12 protein-coding genes are annotated in these 18,376 nt (G+C 44.3%); 5 read left to right on the top strand and 7 right to left on the bottom strand.

Features of this window, described 5'->3' with window-relative positions:
• Positions 1-8 precede the first annotated feature (8 nt).
• The 4 genes from crl to R7127_RS14940 all read right to left on the bottom strand — a co-directional run bounded on the left by crl (position 9) and on the right by R7127_RS14940 (position 3,870).
• The gene (gene crl / locus R7127_RS14955) at positions 9-398 is read right to left on the bottom strand and encodes a sigma factor-binding protein Crl (RefSeq protein ID WP_005381584.1); all 390 of its coding nucleotides are present in this window, start codon (positions 396-398) and stop codon (positions 9-11) included.
• A gap of 115 nt (positions 399-513) precedes the next feature.
• Complete coding sequence (gene frsA, locus R7127_RS14950) at positions 514-1,761, bottom strand: esterase FrsA (RefSeq protein ID WP_005381586.1); 1,248 nt, start codon at positions 1,759-1,761, stop codon at positions 514-516.
• A gap of 91 nt (positions 1,762-1,852) precedes the next feature.
• Complete coding sequence (gene tet(34) / locus R7127_RS14945; RefSeq protein ID WP_005381590.1) at positions 1,853-2,317, bottom strand: oxytetracycline resistance phosphoribosyltransferase domain-containing protein Tet(34); 465 nt, start codon at positions 2,315-2,317, stop codon at positions 1,853-1,855.
• A gap of 263 nt (positions 2,318-2,580) precedes the next feature.
• Entirely contained in the window at positions 2,581-3,870 is a 1,290-nt protein-coding gene (locus R7127_RS14940; RefSeq protein WP_005381592.1) for an NCS2 family permease, read from the bottom strand.
• A 1,024-nt stretch (positions 3,871-4,894) separates the two neighbouring features.
• Here R7127_RS14940 and R7127_RS14935 point away from each other — a divergent pair.
• A complete protein-coding gene (locus tag R7127_RS14935) occupies positions 4,895-6,367 on the top strand; it encodes an aminoacyl-histidine dipeptidase (protein WP_005381594.1) in 1,473 nt (490 codons plus the stop codon).
• A 64-nt stretch (positions 6,368-6,431) separates the two neighbouring features.
• Here the strand turns inward: R7127_RS14935 and R7127_RS14930 are convergent, their stop codons facing one another.
• Positions 6,432-6,971, bottom strand: coding sequence for a DUF3332 domain-containing protein (locus R7127_RS14930; RefSeq protein ID WP_053306530.1), 540 nt, complete (start codon positions 6,969-6,971; stop codon positions 6,432-6,434).
• A gap of 329 nt (positions 6,972-7,300) precedes the next feature.
• Between R7127_RS14930 and R7127_RS14925 the strand changes: the two genes are divergently transcribed.
• From R7127_RS14925 to R7127_RS14915, 3 genes are all read left to right on the top strand, one after another.
• A complete protein-coding gene (locus R7127_RS14925; RefSeq protein WP_054576939.1) occupies positions 7,301-8,368 on the top strand; it encodes a succinylglutamate desuccinylase/aspartoacylase family protein in 1,068 nt (355 codons plus the stop codon).
• 263 nt (positions 8,369-8,631) lie between these two features.
• Complete coding sequence (locus R7127_RS14920; RefSeq protein WP_318142009.1) at positions 8,632-10,818, top strand: TonB-dependent receptor domain-containing protein; 2,187 nt, start codon at positions 8,632-8,634, stop codon at positions 10,816-10,818.
• Between the two features lie 118 nt (positions 10,819-10,936).
• The gene (locus R7127_RS14915; RefSeq protein ID WP_005381599.1) at positions 10,937-11,377 is read left to right on the top strand and encodes a hypothetical protein; all 441 of its coding nucleotides are present in this window, start codon (positions 10,937-10,939) and stop codon (positions 11,375-11,377) included.
• 90 nt (positions 11,378-11,467) lie between these two features.
• On the opposite strand, the gene R7127_RS14910 is transcribed toward R7127_RS14915, so the two are convergent.
• Both R7127_RS14910 and purL read right to left on the bottom strand, forming a co-directional pair.
• Positions 11,468-11,776 (bottom strand): DUF3622 domain-containing protein, encoded by a 309-nt coding sequence (locus R7127_RS14910; protein ID WP_025998700.1) that lies wholly within the window; start codon positions 11,774-11,776, stop codon positions 11,468-11,470.
• Between the two features lie 295 nt (positions 11,777-12,071).
• Entirely contained in the window at positions 12,072-15,965 is a 3,894-nt protein-coding gene (gene purL / locus R7127_RS14905) for a phosphoribosylformylglycinamidine synthase (protein ID WP_172563641.1), read from the bottom strand.
• A gap of 299 nt (positions 15,966-16,264) precedes the next feature.
• Between purL and mltF the strand changes: the two genes are divergently transcribed.
• Positions 16,265-17,842, top strand: coding sequence for a membrane-bound lytic murein transglycosylase MltF (mltF, locus tag R7127_RS14900; protein WP_031779069.1), 1,578 nt, complete (start codon positions 16,265-16,267; stop codon positions 17,840-17,842).
• Positions 17,843-18,376 lie beyond the last annotated feature (534 nt).

Here is an 18,376-nt window from a genome sequence, read left to right as displayed (position 1 = left end):
CAACCAAATTAAGCGAAATCGAAAGACTCCGTGTGATATTCGACTTCTAATTTGAAGTGTTCTTCTAAAGTATCAACCAGCTTTTGATGGAATGTGCTCTGCGTGAGATACACTTCCTCTACCACTTTTTTGGGAAGGGCTTCAGATACCCATTGCCCTTCTTTGTTGTACTTGCCAATATGATATTTAGCAGTAAAGCCTCCCTCGATGGATTCCAAATCCATCCACCAGCCCCAAAATTCACGCTTCTCAGGCGATTTTTTGTCGTCTACACATACAGATAAACAATCAAAATAATAGCGCCCTTCTTGCGATTGTGGTTCGCGCAGGTAAGGCCCTATCGCCTTCAACTTTGACATCAAGCGAAAGTGAGTCGGGCCCTGAGTCGTCTCTGACATATGAATCTCCGTTTTCATAGTTAAAAGTAAACACCCAAGAATGATTATTATTTTTAATTATCATGAGCTTATTTTTTGCTCAGATATATCACTCTTAACTAATTTAGGAGAATTGTCACCCTAATAATTCATCTTCTAGCCACTTTATGGCTAAATCGAGGGATTGCTCATATCCTTTTGTAATTGTTTTGGAACTGATTTTTTTTGCTCTACCATACTGGCTAAATAGAGCAACAAGTTGATTATCACTGTGTGGCGACACTGGATCGCCTTCAAGACTCAAAGCCAAAATAGGCACTTTGGTTTTTCGACTGCTCAGGAAGCCCTGAACCTTCAATGACCACGCCATCATCTGACCAGCCATGCTATTAATATCAACCGCATTTTTCCCCAAACGGGAAGCCAAAAGATCTAAATACATCTTCGGCATTTTTTGTAACTTCTGAGGGGAAGTAAAAATATCATGTACGGGTGCGCCTAGAGCGACACAAGCTTTGATCTTTTCCTGCTCGACAAAAGAGAGTCTGATCATGGCATTACCACCAAAACGAAACCCAACTAACCCCACTTTGTGATGATCAACCCAAGGTAGCGAGTAAAGCTCATTCAATACCGCTTGATGTAGGCAACTTGAATTCTCGGTCAAGGGCCAATGAGAGCTATGCCCTACTGAAGGCATGTCTACGGTTAACATCGCAATATCTCGCGGTGCAAGACGATTACGGAACAAACGCCACATGTCGGTTTGTAGAGTATCCAAACCAGCGCTCACCATGACCACAGGCAACTGTTTATCCGTTCTTGGTAAATGGAGGTTCGCGATGATTTTGCGATTTTGGTAAGGCACTTCAATTTGCTTGATGGTGTACTTAGTTTTTTCTGCGCCGTCAGAATACGCTTTGTTTGCCAGTACTTGAGCCTGCGATGCCAAATTGTCATTTTTTAAATGTGGGTAGCCTGCAATACTAAAACACAAAGAAGCAGTGAAGAGTTCATCCGCTGCCTCTTCTCCTTGCATTTCATTTGCTCGCTTCTGATGATCCATACCAAGCTTGATCCACTCAAATGTCCAGTTACCACTGTGATAACCCATTACAGTGTCTAACCAATCATCATTGGTTCGCGAGTGAGAAGATGAAGCAATTTTAGACAGTACGCCTTCCATTTCGATCGGAGACAATCCTTGCCAAGCCCATTGCAAGCGACGCAAATGACGATACCAAGCACGATCACCTTGCGCTTCTCGTTCATCAAGTATTTTTTTACTGGTCGGCATGTACTGGGTAAGCGCGGAGGTTTCTTTTGCTTGCTTATGTTTCACGAACAAAGTTTCGGAAAGATTTTTACTGACGTCTTCAGACATAGGAAGAACCCTAGGCTATTAGCATGATTTAATATCATAATAAAAAAAATGCCCCTATAAAGGGGCATTTCTCAATATTCTTTAACCGCGCTTATTTTTGCTTGCGGTTTACTGGCTCAGCATACTGGATTGACATATCCCAAGGCTGCTCGATCCAAGTGTCTTGAGCAATATCTACAACGTAATCATCCAGCAGCTCTTTGCCTGATGGTTTCGCACACACAGCGATCATTTTCGCTTTTGGATACATCTCACGTAGTTTGCGCGCTGTATCACCACTGTCTACTAGGTCTTCAACGATTAGGTAACCTTCGCCATCACCTTCAGGTGCTTTTAGTACCGTCATGTCGCGCTGATGATCATGGTCGTAGCTTGAAATACAGATTGTATCAACGTAACGAATACCCAGTTCACGAGCCAAAATAGCGCCAGGAACCAAACCGCCGCGGCTTACCGCCCAAATTCCTTTCCATTGCTCAGCTGGCATTTGTTTTTCAGCCAGTTCACGGCAGTAAGTCTGCATTGCATCCCAAGTGATAATGAATTTTTTACTCATTGTAATAACCTAATAATTTGAAAATATGCATCCTCAAAATCTAGCGAAGTCACTCAAAAGCGGAATGCTCACTAACTTCTCCAAAATGTTTGGAGACGAGGATTTCAAGCTGCGCAAACGATTATTCTACCGAAACACACCGCTAATACCAACGGTGATATCAAAATTCTCTGCCTATTCCGCAGAAAAACCGTCTTCTGTGAACAACGTAAAAAAGAAAAAGCCAGCGTGAATAAATCCACACTGGCTTTTTGCTCGAGAAATTAACCGACGAGGTATTTAACGATGAAGATGGCTGACATCACCCATACACTCATCGACACTTCACGGCCCTTACCGCTGAATAACTTGATCGCCGCATATGCGATAAAGCCTAACGTGATACCTTCTGCAATCGAGAATGTTAGCGGCATAACTAAACAAGTCACAACAACTGGGGACGCTTCAGTTAGGTCACGCCAATCAATGCTTACTAGCCCAGACAGCATCAAGATCGCCACATAGAATAGCGCACCTGACGTTGCATAAGCAGGGATCATACCCGCAAGTGGTGAGAACAATAGAGCAAGTAGGAAGAGTACACCAACAACCACGGCTGTTAGACCAGTACGCCCACCCGCAGCCACACCAGAAACGCTTTCAATATAAGATGTCGTGTTAGAAGTACCAAGTAATGCACCTACTGACGTTGCTGTTGAGTCTGCAAGTAACGCTTTGTTTAAACGAGGGATGTTGCCATTCTCATCAGTTAGACCTGCTTTTTGAGAAACGCCAACGAGCGTACCTGCGGTGTCAAATAAATCGACAAATAGGAAAGCAAATACGACGGAAATCATGCCTACTTCAAACAAACCAGAGAAATCCAGTTGCATGAAAGTTGGCGCAATGCTTGGTGGCGTTGACATAATACCGCCCCACTGCACATCACCAAATAGAAGACCAAGCGCTGTAACGCCAAGAATAGCGATCATCACCGCACCTTTCACACCACGGTGAACCAATGCAATCGTAAGAAAGAAGCCAATCGCGGCCAATACAGATGGCAATGATGTGATCTCTCCCATAGAAACTAATGTCGCTGGGTTATCAACGACGATACCTGCATTTTTTAATGCGATAAACGCTAAGAAAAGACCAATACCAGCTGAAATACCTGTTCGTAGAGAATGCGGGATCGAGTTAATAATCCACTCACGGATCTTAAATACGCTTAAAAGAATAAACAGAAGGCCAGAAACAAATACAGCCGCTAACGCAACTTGCCACGTATAACCCATTCCCAATACAACAGAGTAAGTGAAAAATGCGTTCAGGCCCATTCCTGGTGCCTGTGCGATTGGGTAATTCGCAACAAATCCCATAATAAAACAGCCGATTGCGGCAGCAAGACAAGTCGCGACAAAAATGGCACCACGGTCCATACCGGTATCCGACAGGATCGCTGGGTTTACAAAAATAATGTAAGCCATAGTTAGGAAGGTCGTAACACCTGCAATGATCTCAGTACGCACATTTGTGCCATTTTCACTGAGTTTAAAAAGCCTCTCGAGCATGATCGAATCCTGTAAAGGTAAAAAAGTAAACGGTTGCGTAATCGATTGGCGGGAATTATAAAGTTATCAAATAGCAAATTCTAGATAGAATCTTCACTCTAATGCGTTTTTTTTCTTTGGATATGAAACACATTCTCTAACCTATCAAAGTAGGCAAAGGAATATATTCTTACAAAACAATAGGTAACCTAGATAACACAGTTCCCTAAAAGAGAATAAAAACTGAGCAATGTACTAAACTTTCAGATGAAAAAGGCCCATTTTTAACATGGTATCTAACAGATTTGATGGAAAAGTCGATAAAACCGAAGAATGGGGAATAGAAGAAGGCTTTGATGGCAATAAGTGAGTCAGGAAGAGAAAATAGAGATAAAAAAACGCCACCCAATGTGGGTGGCGGTGAATCATGTCAGCACTATCACTGAAAAAAAATTCCAATTTATAGGGGTGAACAAACTGTTCGAGTCACATGCGTTGACTTCACTTAGTAGCCAAAGCTTGTTGGGTATACAAAGTTACCGGTGTAAACAGACTTGCTATTCCAGAACATTGTACTTGGTAAACCTTTCATAACTATCACCTTTTAAATCAATTAAACATTCGTTGATTTCTCGGTTCCTTGGAGGCGATAAAACGGACTCATCCTTTGAGCATTTCATTCTTCTCTCAGAAGCTGGTTACAAATATACCACCAAGAAATTTAATTACAAGCATTTTAGTGATTGGAATCACAAAAAATACATAAATTGACCTTTATCAAAGTTTATATGTAATTAAATTACAATTTTATGAATTAAAAAATAAAGCCACTTTCAGAATGTATGATAGAGAACACATAGTGCTTGTTATTGTATTCACAAACTGTGACAGTTCTGAGAGAAATCCTTGTGATCGCGACTACTCGTACTCCTTATCTGGTGGTATGCTAACGGCAATTTGAAGGCCAAATCGTCTAGCATTTAATGCTACCTTGACAATATTTTTACGGTATATATTTGGCAAAGCACATCAAAAGGAGTCCTCCGTGTCTGAGTTCCATTCTGAGATCAGTACCTTATCACCTGCTCCACTTTGGCAGTTTTTCGATAAGATTTGTTCTATCCCTCATCCATCGAAACATGAAGAAGCATTAGCACAGTACATTATCAACTGGGCAACAGAGCAAGGCTTTGACGTTCGCCGTGATCCAACTGGTAACGTGTTCATCAAAAAGCCCGCGACACCAGGAATGGAAAATAAGAAGGCTGTTGTACTTCAAGCACACATCGACATGGTGCCGCAGAAAAACGAAGACACTGAACACGACTTCACCAAAGATCCAATCCAGCCTTACATCGATGGCGAATGGGTAACTGCGAAAGGCACGACGCTTGGTGCAGATAACGGTATTGGTATGGCTTCTTGCCTTGCTGTATTGGCATCTAAAGATATTAAGCACGGTCCACTCGAAGTTCTGCTGACGATTGATGAAGAAGCAGGCATGACTGGCGCATTTGGCCTTGAAGCTGGTTGGTTAGAGGGTGAGATTCTTCTAAATACAGACTCTGAGCAAGAAGGCGAAGTCTACATGGGTTGTGCAGGTGGCGTTGATGGCACCATGACTTTCGATATTTCTCGAGAATCAACGCCTGCAGGTTTTGTAACACGCCAACTGACGCTGAAAGGCCTAAAAGGTGGTCACTCAGGTTGTGACATTCACACAGGTCGCGGTAATGCCAACAAATTACTTGGTCGTTTCCTTGCCGGTCATGCTCAAGAGCTTGATTTACGTTTAGTCGAATTCCGTGGTGGTAGCTTACGTAATGCAATCCCTCGCGAAGCGTTTGTTACTGTCGCGCTTCCTGTCGAAAACCAAGACAAACTTGCTGAGCTGTTCAACCACTACACTGAGCTGCTTAAAACTGAATTGGGTAAAATCGAAACAGGTATCGTAACCTTTAATGAAGCGATCACGACTGACGCGCAAGTATTTTCAATCGCCGATCAGCAACGATTCATTGCGGCACTTAACGCTTGTCCAAACGGCGTAATCCGTATGAGTGATGAGGTGGAAGGCGTTGTTGAAACTTCTCTAAACGTTGGTGTGATCAGCACAGAAGAAAATAAAGTCACCGTGCTTTGCTTGATTCGTTCTCTCATTGACTCTGGCCGTAGCCAAGTGGAAAGCATGCTGCGCTCGATTACTGAGCTAGCAGGCGCACAAATTCAGTTCTCAGGCGCTTACCCTGGCTGGAAGCCAGATGCAGATTCCGAGATCATGGCAATTTTCCGTGATATGTATGAAGGCATTTACGGTCATAAGCCGAACATCATGGTCATCCATGCTGGTCTTGAGTGTGGCCTATTTAAAGAACCATACCCACACATGGATATGGTTTCTTTCGGTCCAACAATAAAATTCCCTCACTCTCCAGATGAGAAAGTGAAGATTGATACTGTTCAGTTGTACTGGGATCAGATGGTCGCGCTTTTAGAAGCGATTCCAGAGAAAGCATAATTCAATCACGAAAAACGACAAAGGGTGCCATACGGCACCCTTTTTTTGGTTTAGTTGAACCCAACTACACACGGTTTTGCGTGTAAGCGGCTAATTCATCCATTGAGGTTTGTGCAGCAACTTCACCATCAATGTAGTAAGTAACAAACTCACCATCGCGTACACCCATGAGTGTCGCCTTTTCACCGTTACTGTAAGTAATATCCATTTGAACAGTGTTCTCATCGATTTGCTGCATTCGCCCCTGCTCAATGACACGGTTATCCGCTAATGGTGCGATTGGTGCCGTCGTTAACGACTTATCTAACTGGTGATTGACATCAATGTAAGTATCTACCTTTGTATCGAAGATATGTGGCTTACCATTTAACGGGTTCTTACCCGTCCAAAATTCTAGAGAGTTAAACACGATATAATCCGCTGCGATCGCGACACCATAAACAGGCGCTAAAAGCATATTTAGGCCACCTCGAGCGTAACGGTTGTCAACAGCTTTCAAGTTAAACCCCATGACATAACCTGTCACGGCATTACTACCTACGCAACCTGAAAGTGAAACTGCTACCGCAGTCAATGCACCAATTTTAGCAATTGCCTTTTTCATCAAAACCTCTAGTTAGAAAGTGTGAAACCTCAAATTCGGCGCGGATATTATCGGATAAAAAGTAGGGTTAAAAGTCCGTTTTTTGTCCTCCATGAACAGTATTATTTTTAATACAGTCACATTTTTTAAGGCTATTATTGCGCTCTCTTCTCTATGGCTTGTTATGTATTAAACTGATAGAAAAGATCATATTGAAAACAAAAACTTCACACATACCAAAATTTCACGCATGACGATTAAAGTAATTTGTCGTGTCCTTAATGAGAATGATTAGTGCGATTTTGCAGCAATTGTTACATTGCTGATGACGCATTTGACAGAGATGGTTTATGGCCAGAAGTAAAAAAAGCAAAGTGTTTGAGCTCTTAGGACATCAAATACAACCAGGGCAACGATTAGAGATCGAATTTGAAGCAGCGAAGCTATATACACATTCGCCTTTATCTATTCCTGTGGAAATAATCCATGGGAAACAAGAAGGACCAGTTTTAATGGTGAATGCTGCTATCCATGGTGATGAGCTTAATGGCGTAGAAATCGTTCGTCAGATCATTAACCAACTGGATCCACAAAAACTGAAAGGCACTGTCATTGCAGTACCTATCGTTAACGTTTTTGGTTTCATCCATAAATCTCGTTACTTGCCCGACCGACGAGATCTCAACCGTTGCTTTCCTGGCAGTGAAAAAGGCGCACTTGCATCTCGTATGGCACACGGGTTCTTTAACAACATTGCCAAGCGTTGTGACTACATTTTGGATCTACACACAGGGGCCATTCATCGCACGAACTTGCCACAGATCCGCGCAAACTTAAGCAACCCAGAAACTCTGCGTATTGCTCAAGCATTTGCAACGCCAGTGATTGTTGATTCAGCATTGCGTGATGGCTCTTTACGCAGTGAAGCAGAAAAATGTGATATTCCAGTGCTCACCTACGAGGCTGGCGAAGCATTGCGCTTTGATCCACTTTCGATCAGCGCTGGTGTGTTCGGGGTTCGGCGCGTAATGCAAGCCATTGGTATGTTGCGAGCGAGCAGGAAAAAGCTGCCTGAGCCTATCATAGCGAAGTCCACCAGCTGGGTTCGCGCGTCAGGTAACGGCATTTTGCGTACTGTCGTTAATCTGGGAGACAAAGTAGAACAGGGTGAAACGCTCGCTTATATTAGCTCTCCTCTTGGTCATGATGAGATAGAACTAAAAGCCCCGAAGCGTGGTTTAGTTATCGGTCAACAAACATTACCATTGGTGAACGAAGGCGATGCAATTTTCCACCTTGCCTATTTTAACCAAGGTGATAATGCTTTAGAGCAAGCAGTCGAAAGCTATATTGAAGGCCTCACTGAATTCGATGCCGAGCCGCTGACCACCGGACAGATACCGTTAGAAACTCAGTAATTCCTACCAAGTAGGCGCCTGATTAGCTCAAAAGGAGCAACAGTGCTCGCACTATCTTGTTTAAAGCCAATAAGCTCAGCGTCCATGATGCTGGGCTTTTTGTTTTATGTACGCTAACGATACTTATCGTAGTTTCCACGAATGGATAAAAAACTTTACAATCCGTCGCAAAAACACATTTGATAATTAATCTCATTATCATTTATTAGTCGTAATAATGTTCTTATAATCCGAGCTTCATAAAAACACTATAAATCATCAATATGAAACGATTAAAAAGTCATCCACTCAAAGTAAATCTCATTTCACTGGCTTTGCTCTTCCCTCTTTATTCATATGCCGAGACAGCGCCAAATGAAGAGCTTGAAGTCATAGGCGTTCGTTATGCCAAACCTATTACCATTGCTGAGCCTGCGCAAACCACCATTAATTGGTCAGAGATTGAAGAGCAACAGTACTCTAATTTTGCCTCAATGATCGATGCCGTTCCCGGTGCATCAATAGATGGTGGCGGTCGTTCTGGTGGCGAACGTATTAACATTCGTGGTTTTGATGATCCAAGCGATATCGCCGTGTTTGTCGATGGCGCTCCAATTGGCTTTCAACAATACCGCTACGGTACCTTCTTTTTTGATCCGTTCTTAATTGGCGAAGCAGAAATTATCAAGGGCGCGCACGACTATCGAGCACTCAACGGGAAGTTTGGTGGCTCCATTCGCATTAAAACCAAAAGTGTCGATGATCTCCTGTACGGCGAAAGAAACTTTGGTGCTCGCATCTCAAGTGCATACAACACCAACGGCGATGAGAACGCCTACACGCTAACACTCTATGGTAAAAACGATACTGGTTTTTATTTTCTAGCGAATGGCTCGGTAAAAGATTCTGATGACATTAAAGTCGGAGGTGGTGAAACGCTGGATTACTCAGGTTATGAGCAAGAAAACATGCTCGTAAAGGTCGGTTATGAAAACAACGATCACGAGTTTGAAATTAGCCACACTCGCTACAAAGATGAAGGTCGTAAACCTTGGGCTAACCGCCGCGGAAAAATGCCTAACATCACCGAATACAATATCAAGAAATACGGCTCATTAGAAAAAGCCCAATACGCTTACACCGTCGATAACAAATACACGGACAACACCACGACCATCTCTTACCACTACATGCCGACTAACCCGTATATTGATTTCAATATCAAAATGGCACGTTCCGAAAACGATCGTCATTGGGTTCGCCCTGACGTAGCATTCGAGAAAATGTTCGTTTCTGTTGGCAGTTACGGTCATGAGTCATGGCTGAGTTACGAGCGTGATTACGTTGATGTGTTTAACCAAGCGCAATTCGGAGATCACACTCTAGTCACTGGGCTTCAATATCAAAAAACCGATAGAGACTCGTTAGTATTCAACGCATCATACGACAGTAATGAAGCGAAAAACTACGGTTGGTACACCCCTTACTACGAACCATCTGGCACGCAGTCAATTTATGCCGCTTACATTGCTGATCACTATCAAGCAGCAGACCGCCTAACAATCACACCTTCTCTGCGTTACGAATACATCAAGAGTGAAGGAAAAGGGAACGCAGCGCCGGATTATAATGATCCAGCTGCCGGACATAACTACGGTGAAACGACGCATAAAGGCTTTAGCCCACGTTTGGATATCGACTTTGATGCGAGCAATAATACGCGTTTAAACGCCTCCTACGCCTACGCTTTAAAAGCACCAACCGTTGATAACATCTACTCAGTGCAATATGCGCGAGCTACCGCTACGGCTACTGCTTTGAATCTGGACGTGTCTCGTATCCATGCTTATCAAGCAAGCGTTATCAACTTAACGGAAGGGCTGGTGAACTCTCGCGATAACCTCGCAACAGAGTTAACTATGTTCTATAACGATGTTAGCGACACAGTTGATATACGAACGGGCGAAAACCTCGACAAAAATACTACTGAGTTACAAAGCTGGAATACAAACCTAGATGGCTTTAAAAACTATGGCTTTGAGCTAATTTCACAATACCGGATTGAAGATTTCTACAGTAATTTCTCAGCAAGTTACATTCGCGGCAAAAACAAAGGTAGCCTATCTGACTCTACAGGTTCAGATGATGATCATCCTGATGTACCGCCATTAAACATTAATCTGGGTTTAGGTTACGAATGGATTCCTGGTTTACGTACGGGCTGGGAAGTCCGTTGGTATGATGCGCAAACCAAAACCAAGGCAAGCGGTAATAATTTAAAAGTGAAATCGCCAAGTGAGCAATACACGCTACAAAACGCTTACGTGGTTTGGGAAATACAACAAGTCGAAGGCTTGAGCGTTGGCGCGGTTGTGAAAAACTTAACCGATCGTTACTACGAAGCATACCTATCTAATGGCGTGCCTTCGCCTGGTCGCGAAGTCAAACTGCACCTCACTTATCAATACTAACCATACCTAAAAGATGCAGGGCAGACATTAACTGCCCTGTTATATCGTATCCAATGGCCATAATTGCACGCCGTTTTATTTATCAGTATTATCATTTCCTTTTGCTTGCATACACATTATGAACAATCTAAAAACACGGCTTCTTCTGATTTGCTTCTTCCCTGTAGGTAGCCTAGCGCAAGCTTCTGAGAACATTGCAGACTACTTACAAGAACAAAGCAAGCACCAAGTTTCAGAAGATTTTTACGCACAGCCAACAGCAAATAACCTGAATCTAGATGCAAAAACTAACTCTTTAACTTGGCACGAAGATGGTAAGCCGGATCACTGTCGTTACGCCAAGCAGCCCAAAGACGTCGCAACACATTTCGACTACGGTGAAGCAAACGATCTATCTGACGGCTTACAACACTTTGATTTACCGGAAAGACATTCTGCAAAGGTCAAATCGACACATCGCACTTATGCTAATAACCCTCACCTTCTTCCTGGCAATAAACAATTTGCAGCCCCTGAAGACGGCACGTTTAGCTTGTCCGTATCGTCGGATTGTTTTTAGCCGATATAAATAAAAAATGCCCTGAGACAAAACTCAGGGCATTTTCACTATTTGTTTGATGGGTAACGTCACCATCTCACCGATTTAAACTTATTCTTCGTCAGTGTCTACTTCGGTTTCACGTGCTTTGCGGGCTTCTTCTTTACGAACTTTTGCCGCTAGTTGTTCTGCTTCGCGCTCTTGACGTTGCGCTGCTTTACGCTCGTTACGAACCACTTGGTTTTGGATAAATCCAGCCAGTTCTTGTTCAGCCCAAGCTTGTGCTTTCTCTTCGCTGTCAAAGCCTGTTTCACGCTTTGATACTACAGTCTTACGAGATGTCACTTGGCGAGTGATTTCTGCGCTCCAGCCGTTACGTTTTTCAGTGACGCGGATAGCAAATTTTGGATTCTTAGACATTTCTTTCATTTCCTAAGGGATTTAGGGATCAATCAGGGATTCGGTCAACTTGATAACTCCATCTAAGCTGAGCTGTTTAACACCATCCCTTGGTAAGCGCGGTATTAGAGCATAAAAGTAATCTAAACGCTGCAAGTTTTTTACGCTAGATAATAGATGACAAAGAAGAGGCAGAACAAAGCAACGTTTCGCCAAGTCACTAGAAAGAGCGACGAAGAAAAAAGAGTGATAAGAAAAAAGAAAGCGTTGGTCTCTCAACCAACGCTTTACTTAAGCTAGATTAACTTTTGGTTAATTAACCAATATTCTTACGGGCATTTTGGAACATACGCATCCAAGCGCCATTTTCACCCCAACCTTCCGGAGCCCAAGAATTTGCAACTGTGCGGAATACGCGCTCTGGGTGAGGCATCATGATAGTTACGCGACCGTCTGCTGTTGTTAAACCAGTAATCGCGTTTGGCGAACCATTCGGGTTGTTCGGGTATTGTTGTGTTGGGTTACCGAGGTTATCCACGTAACGAATCGCAACCGTACCTGATGCTTCAATCGCTGCTAGGTGCTCTGCATCACGTACTTCTACACGCCCTTCACCGTGGGAAACCGCGATTGGCATGCGCGAACCAGCCATTCCGTCGAAGAATACAGAGTCAGATTTCTGAACTTCAACTAGACTAAAGCGCGCTTCAAAACGCTCAGATTCGTTGCGCACAAAACGTGGCCACAAGTCTGCACCTGGGATCAGCTCTTTCAGGTTTGATAGCATCTGGCAACCGTTACATACACCTAAAGAGAACGTCTCTTCACGGTTGAAGAAGGCTTGGAATTGTTCACGAGCTTGTGCGTTAAACAGGATAGACTTAGCCCAACCTTCACCCGCACCTAATACGTCGCCGTAAGAGAAGCCACCACAAGCTACTAGGCCATGGTATTCATCCAGTACCGCTTGGCCTGTTAGGATATCGCTCATATGGATGTCGGTTGCTTCAAAACCAGCTCGGTCAAACGCTGCTGCCATTTCGACGTGGGAGTTAACGCCCTGCTCACGTAGAATTGCCATCTTAGGTTTAGCACCTTTCGCAATGTACGGTGCTGCAACGTCTTCATTTACGTCGAAGCTGAGCTTAACGTTTAGACCCGGGTCAGAGTTGTCTTTCTTAGCTTCGTGCTCTTGGTCTGCACACGCTGGGTTATCACGTAGGCTTTGCATCTTATGCGTTGTTTCAGCCCAGATAACGCGTAGTTCGGTACGTGAACGTTCAAGCACAACTGCATCACCAGAAGTGATAACAAAGTCGTCTGAAGCTTCAACAGAACCAATCACATGTGAGCATGCCTCTAAGCCGTTTGCCGCCAGAGTAGATAGAACTGAATCTAGATCATCATTCTTAACTTGAACAACCGCACCTAGCTCTTCGTTAAATAGAACGGCCAGCGCATCGTCACCCAGCTCTGCGATGTTCGCTTTTACGCCACAGTGACCCGCGAATGCCATCTCAGCCAGTGTAACAAACAGACCGCCGTCGCCTTTATCGTGGTAAGCCACTAGCTTGTCATCACGTACTAACGCTTGCATTGCATCAAAGAAGCCTTTTAGCTGCTCTGCATTATCTACGTCAGCAGGTTTGTCACCCAGCTGTTTGTATACTTGTGCCAATGCTGTCGCACCTAAGCGGTTTTTGCCGTTACCCAAGTCAACAAGAACTAGAGAAGTATTTCCTTTGTCAGTGCGTAGTTGTGGAGTCACGGTCTTACGTACGTCTTCCACACGACCAAATGCCGTGATAACTAGCGACAGTGGAGATGTGACTTCTTTGCTCTCGCCGTTTTCTTCCCACTTGGTTTTCATCGACATAGAGTCTTTACCAACTGGGATAGTCAAACCTAAAGCAGGACACAGTTCTTCACCCACCGCTTTCACTGCTTCGTAAAGACCCGCATCTTCACCTGGGTGACCCGCTGGAGACATCCAGTTCGCAGACAGTTTAATGTGTTTAATATCACCGATGTCTGTTGCCGCAATGTTCGTTAGTGACTCACCAACTGCTAGGCGAGCCGATGCACCAAAGTCTAGTAATGCCACTGGCGTGCGCTCACCCATCGACATTGCTTCGCCATGGTAAGTGTCGTAGCTTGCCGCTGTTACTGCGCAGTTTGCTACTGGTACCTGCCAAGGACCAACCATTTGATCACGAGCAACCAGACCCGTTACTGTTCGGTCACCGATAGTAATTAGGAATGTTTTTTCTGCAACAGCAGGAAGACGAAGTACGCGATCCACCGCTTCATTAAGCTCAATACCATCACGAACAATGGCAGGGCTTTCCACTTTTAGTGTGGTTGCGTCGCGGTGCATCTTCGGTGGCTTACCAAGCAGGATATCCATTGGCATATCGATCGGCGTATTGTCGAAGTGAGAATCTTCTAGCGTTAGATGACGCTCTTCTGTCGCTACACCCACCACTGCATACGGTGCGCGTTCACGCTTACAGATTGCGTCGAATGCTTCCATGTTTTCTGGCGCTACCGCTAGAACGTAACGTTCCTGTGATTCGTTACACCAGATTTCCAGTGGGCTCATGCCCGGCTCATCGTTTGGTACATCGCGTAATTGGAACTTACCGCCACGCTCACCGTCGTCGACAAGTTCAGGCAATGCGTTAGAGATACCGCCTGCACCCACATCGTGGATAAATGCGATTGGGTTGTCGTCGCCTAACTGCCAACAACGGTCGATCACTTCCTGACAGCGACGTTCCATCTCTGGGTTTTCACGCTGTACTGAAGCGAAGTCCAGATCTTCTGCTGACTGACCAGATGCCATTGAGGACGCCGCGCCACCACCAAGACCGATGTTCATTGCCGGACCACCAAGTACGATTAGGCTCGCACCCACTGGAATCTCTTTCTTCTGTACGTGTTCATCTCGGATGTTACCCATACCACCAGCAATCATGATTGGTTTGTGGTAACCACGAATTTCTTCACCCGCATGAGAAGTGACTTTTTCTTCGTAAGTACGGAAGTAACCCAATAGATTTGGACGACCAAATTCGTTGTTGAATGCCGCGCCTCCTAGAGGACCTTCAAGCATGATGTCTAACGCATTTACAATACGACCCGGCTTACCGAAGTCGGTTTCCCATGGCTGTTCAAAACCAGGAATACGTAAGTTAGAGGTTGTAAAACCAACCAGACCCGCTTTTGGCTTACCGCCGATACCCGTCGCGCCTTCGTCACGGATTTCACCGCCTGAGCCAGTCGATGCGCCCGGCCACGGAGAGATTGCCGTTGGGTGGTTGTGCGTTTCTACCTTCATCAAGATGTGCGTATCTTCATGGTGGTACGTGTATTGACGGGATTTAGGGTCAGGGAAGAAACGCCCCGCTTTAGAACCTGTCATAACGGCTGCGTTGTCTTTGTATGCAGACAGCACATAGTCAGGTGTCGTTTCAAAAGTGTTTTTGATCATTTTGAACAAAGACTTAGGTTGATCTACCCCGTCGATAGTCCAATCTGCGTTAAAAATTTTGTGGCGACAATGCTCTGAGTTCGCCTGAGCAAACATCATCAATTCAATGTCGTTTGGGTTACGCCCAAGCTTAGTAAAGTTCTCTACCAAGTAATCAATTTCATCTTCTGCGAGTGCCAAGCCAAGGGAAACGTTTGCCTCTTCAAGCGCAAGACGACCGCCAGCTAAGATATCAACATGTGCGACAGGCTTAGGCTCTGCAACAGTAAATAATGCTGATGCGGCTTCAAATGCTGTGAATACTGTTTCCATCATGCGGTCGTGAATTAACGCTTTAACAGCGTCAGCTTGAGCTTCTGATAGAACAACTGAAGATTCGACATAATAAGCCGTACCACGCTCTAGACGTTTCACTTTATCCAGACCACAGTTAACAGCGATATCGGTAGATTTAGAAGACCAAGGCGAGATAGTGCCAGGACGAGGCGTGACAAGAAGTAGAAGACCTTCAGGCTCATGCTCTTCGATGGTTGGGCCGTAAGTTAGTAACTTTTCAAGTTTTTCTAACTCTTGGTCATCAAGGTCTGACTTTAGATCGGCAAAGTGCATAAACTCGGCATAAATACCAGTTACAGGCAGATCTTGTTCACGACAAAGTTCCAGTAGTTTATTAACACGAAACTCAGAAAGAGCTGGGGAGCCACGCAAAATTCTCATGTGCTTAGGTCTCTTATGCAATTGATTAAGGTGATATTGGAATAAATTCAGACACTTAAAATAAGCCCTGTCGAACCTATGCCGATTCCACCTCGTCATTGCGAGCGCATTATATAGTAATTGTTTTTGTGATGTAACACCAAAAGCAACCGTTTGCGTCATTTTTTTTGTCAAATTTGAATTACAACTAAAATGTCGATAAAACACACAATGTCACGTTATAAGTGTGTGATTCACTTTGCCCCATGAGCTCGCTTTGATATAAAGGCAAATAGAAATTTTCCAAGATGTACCTATTAATGCAAATAAGTCACTTCAACCGGCTCAAGCGCAGTGCTCTAATTTTAGTTTCTGTTCTTTTGCTCTCTGCTTGCCAGATTGAGTCGGAGCCCAAAAGTGAATTTGAAAAAATTCAAGAACGTGGTGTGCTTCGTGTTGGCACGCTAAACAATCAGCTTTCCTACTACATAGGACCCGATGGTCCCGCAGGGTTGGATTACGAATTGGCGCGTCAGTTTGCGGAGCAGCTCGGCGTCAAACTCGAGATTAAACCAGCCTTTCGCCAGGCTGAGCTTTTTCCTGCTCTTAAGAAAGGAGATATCGATATCATCGCTACGGGTTTAAATCAAACGTCACAAGCAGTCAAACGATTTAGACCAGGCCCTGCCTATTATTATGTAAGCCAACAAGTGGTATATAAAAAAGGGCAACTTCGACCACGTGATATCGAACAACTCATTGAATACCAAGCCTCGAAAGACGACGAGTCCGACGAAGATACAAATGCAGGAGCGCAAACATTAAAGATCGTTGAACAATCGCAATATGTTCCGACCCTAACAGCGTTAAAGAAGCAGTATCCAGAACTTCAGTTTGAAATTGTTGGTGATGCTGACACGAGAGACTTACTCAAATACGTATCGACGGGTGAGTTACGTTTTACTGTGACTGATTCGGTGGAACTTTCCCTAGCTCAACGCCTTTACCCCGATCTTGCGCTCGCATTTGAACTTACAGAAGATCAACCAGTGTCTTGGTTTACTCGACGTTCTGAAGACGAAAGTTTGTATGCGATGCTGATAGAGTTTTTCGGTAACATCAAACAATCAGGAGAACTGTCCACCCTCGAAGAAAAGTACATTGGTCATATTGAGGCATTTGATTACGTTGATACTCGCGCATTCATTCGAGCTCTGGATGACAAATTGCCTAAATGGGCACCTTTATTCCAAAAATACAGCGAAGAGTTCGACTGGCGCTTAATTGCAGCATTGGCGTATCAAGAATCACACTGGAAGCCAACAGCAAAATCGCCAACGGGTGTTAGGGGGATGATGATGCTGACTCTGCCAACAGCGAAAAGCGTCGGGGTAACAAACCGTTTAGACCCTGAGCAATCTGTTCGTGGTGGTGTCGAGTACTTACGTCGTATTGTAAGTCGCGTGCCTGATAGCATTAACGAGCATGAAAAAATATGGTTTGCGTTAGCTTCATACAATATTGGTTACGGCCACATGATGGACGCACGACGACTCACCAAAGCACAAGGTGGCGATCCGAACGCTTGGGCCGATGTAAAAGACAGGCTGCCTTTACTTCGTCAGAAGCGCTATTACAGCCAAACTCGCTATGGGTACGCCAGAGGCGATGAAGCGCGTAATTACGTAGAAAATATTCGACGTTACTACCAATCCATCATTGGTCATGTCAGCCAACAGCCAGCGATTGATGAGAATAGCGATGACTTGCAAGTGATTCCGCCGCTCAACCCCGACATTTTGATATCGGGCGCAGTAGAGACCGTCGTAGAACAAGTCTCTGGCGCTTCTGACGTCACGGTTGAAGAAGACACCGAACAAGAAAGCATTGAAGAATAAACCCGCGGTAAACTAAAAAATGACGAGCCTATGAAGCTCGTCATTTTTGTTGAGTCCTAACGAAAACTTATCTAGAATCCAATATTCTGAGTGACACCAACCACACTCAACCATTCCTTTGGTTGGTCGCCTTTTCTTCATCGTTAGTAAAACTGATTGCTTTGTAACCACATGGTTTAGCTCACTTGATGAAGCGGCGCCTTCGGCTACACTCTGCCGAAATAACGTCACTCCTATTATTAAGCATCGTATTGAAATTGTTTGCTGGCTCTGTGCAATGCAGAAGTCAAATGAAGAACGTTTAAACCATACAATGTTTAGTGCGATTATCGAGCCTATTGCCAAGCATCGATGAGCCGCGCTTTACTGGTATAAGTCTTGTCTGCAGGAGGTTTTGAATATGAGAAGACGTAGAGTGCAGTCAAAGCGTTTAAATAACACAGTAGCTGCTATCCGACGTAAACGTAAACTGACATGTATGAAAAAGAAAGTAAGTTCACGTAATCGTGTTTTTGTACATTTAGTCAATCACTA

It is taken from the genome of Vibrio sp. 1159, from assembly GCF_033340395.1.
Classification (GTDB): domain Bacteria; phylum Pseudomonadota; class Gammaproteobacteria; order Enterobacterales; family Vibrionaceae; genus Vibrio; species Vibrio alginolyticus.
The sequence above is the reverse complement of the archived record's forward strand: the minus strand, read 5'-3'. Positions and strand labels throughout refer to the sequence as shown.

Bases quoted from the DNA above. Each gene is read 5' to 3' on its own strand.
- crl (WP_005381584.1), bottom strand. From the start codon at position 398: ATGTCAGAGACGACTCAGGGCCCGACTCACTTTCGCTTGATGTCAAAG.
- frsA (WP_005381586.1), bottom strand. From the start codon at position 1,761: ATGTCTGAAGACGTCAGTAAAAATCTTTCCGAAACTTTGTTCGTGAAA.
- R7127_RS14940 (WP_005381592.1), bottom strand. From the start codon at position 3,870: ATGCTCGAGAGGCTTTTTAAACTCAGTGAAAATGGCACAAATGTGCGT.
- R7127_RS14930 (WP_053306530.1), bottom strand. From the start codon at position 6,971: ATGAAAAAGGCAATTGCTAAAATTGGTGCATTGACTGCGGTAGCAGTT.
- R7127_RS14925 (WP_054576939.1), top strand. From the start codon at position 7,301: ATGGCCAGAAGTAAAAAAAGCAAAGTGTTTGAGCTCTTAGGACATCAA.
- R7127_RS14920 (WP_318142009.1), top strand. From the start codon at position 8,632: ATGAAACGATTAAAAAGTCATCCACTCAAAGTAAATCTCATTTCACTG.
- R7127_RS14915 (WP_005381599.1), top strand. From the start codon at position 10,937: ATGAACAATCTAAAAACACGGCTTCTTCTGATTTGCTTCTTCCCTGTA.
- R7127_RS14910 (WP_025998700.1), bottom strand. From the start codon at position 11,776: ATGTCTAAGAATCCAAAATTTGCTATCCGCGTCACTGAAAAACGTAAC.
- purL (WP_172563641.1), bottom strand. From the start codon at position 15,965: ATGAGAATTTTGCGTGGCTCCCCAGCTCTTTCTGAGTTTCGTGTTAAT.
- mltF (WP_031779069.1), top strand. From the start codon at position 16,265: ATGCAAATAAGTCACTTCAACCGGCTCAAGCGCAGTGCTCTAATTTTA.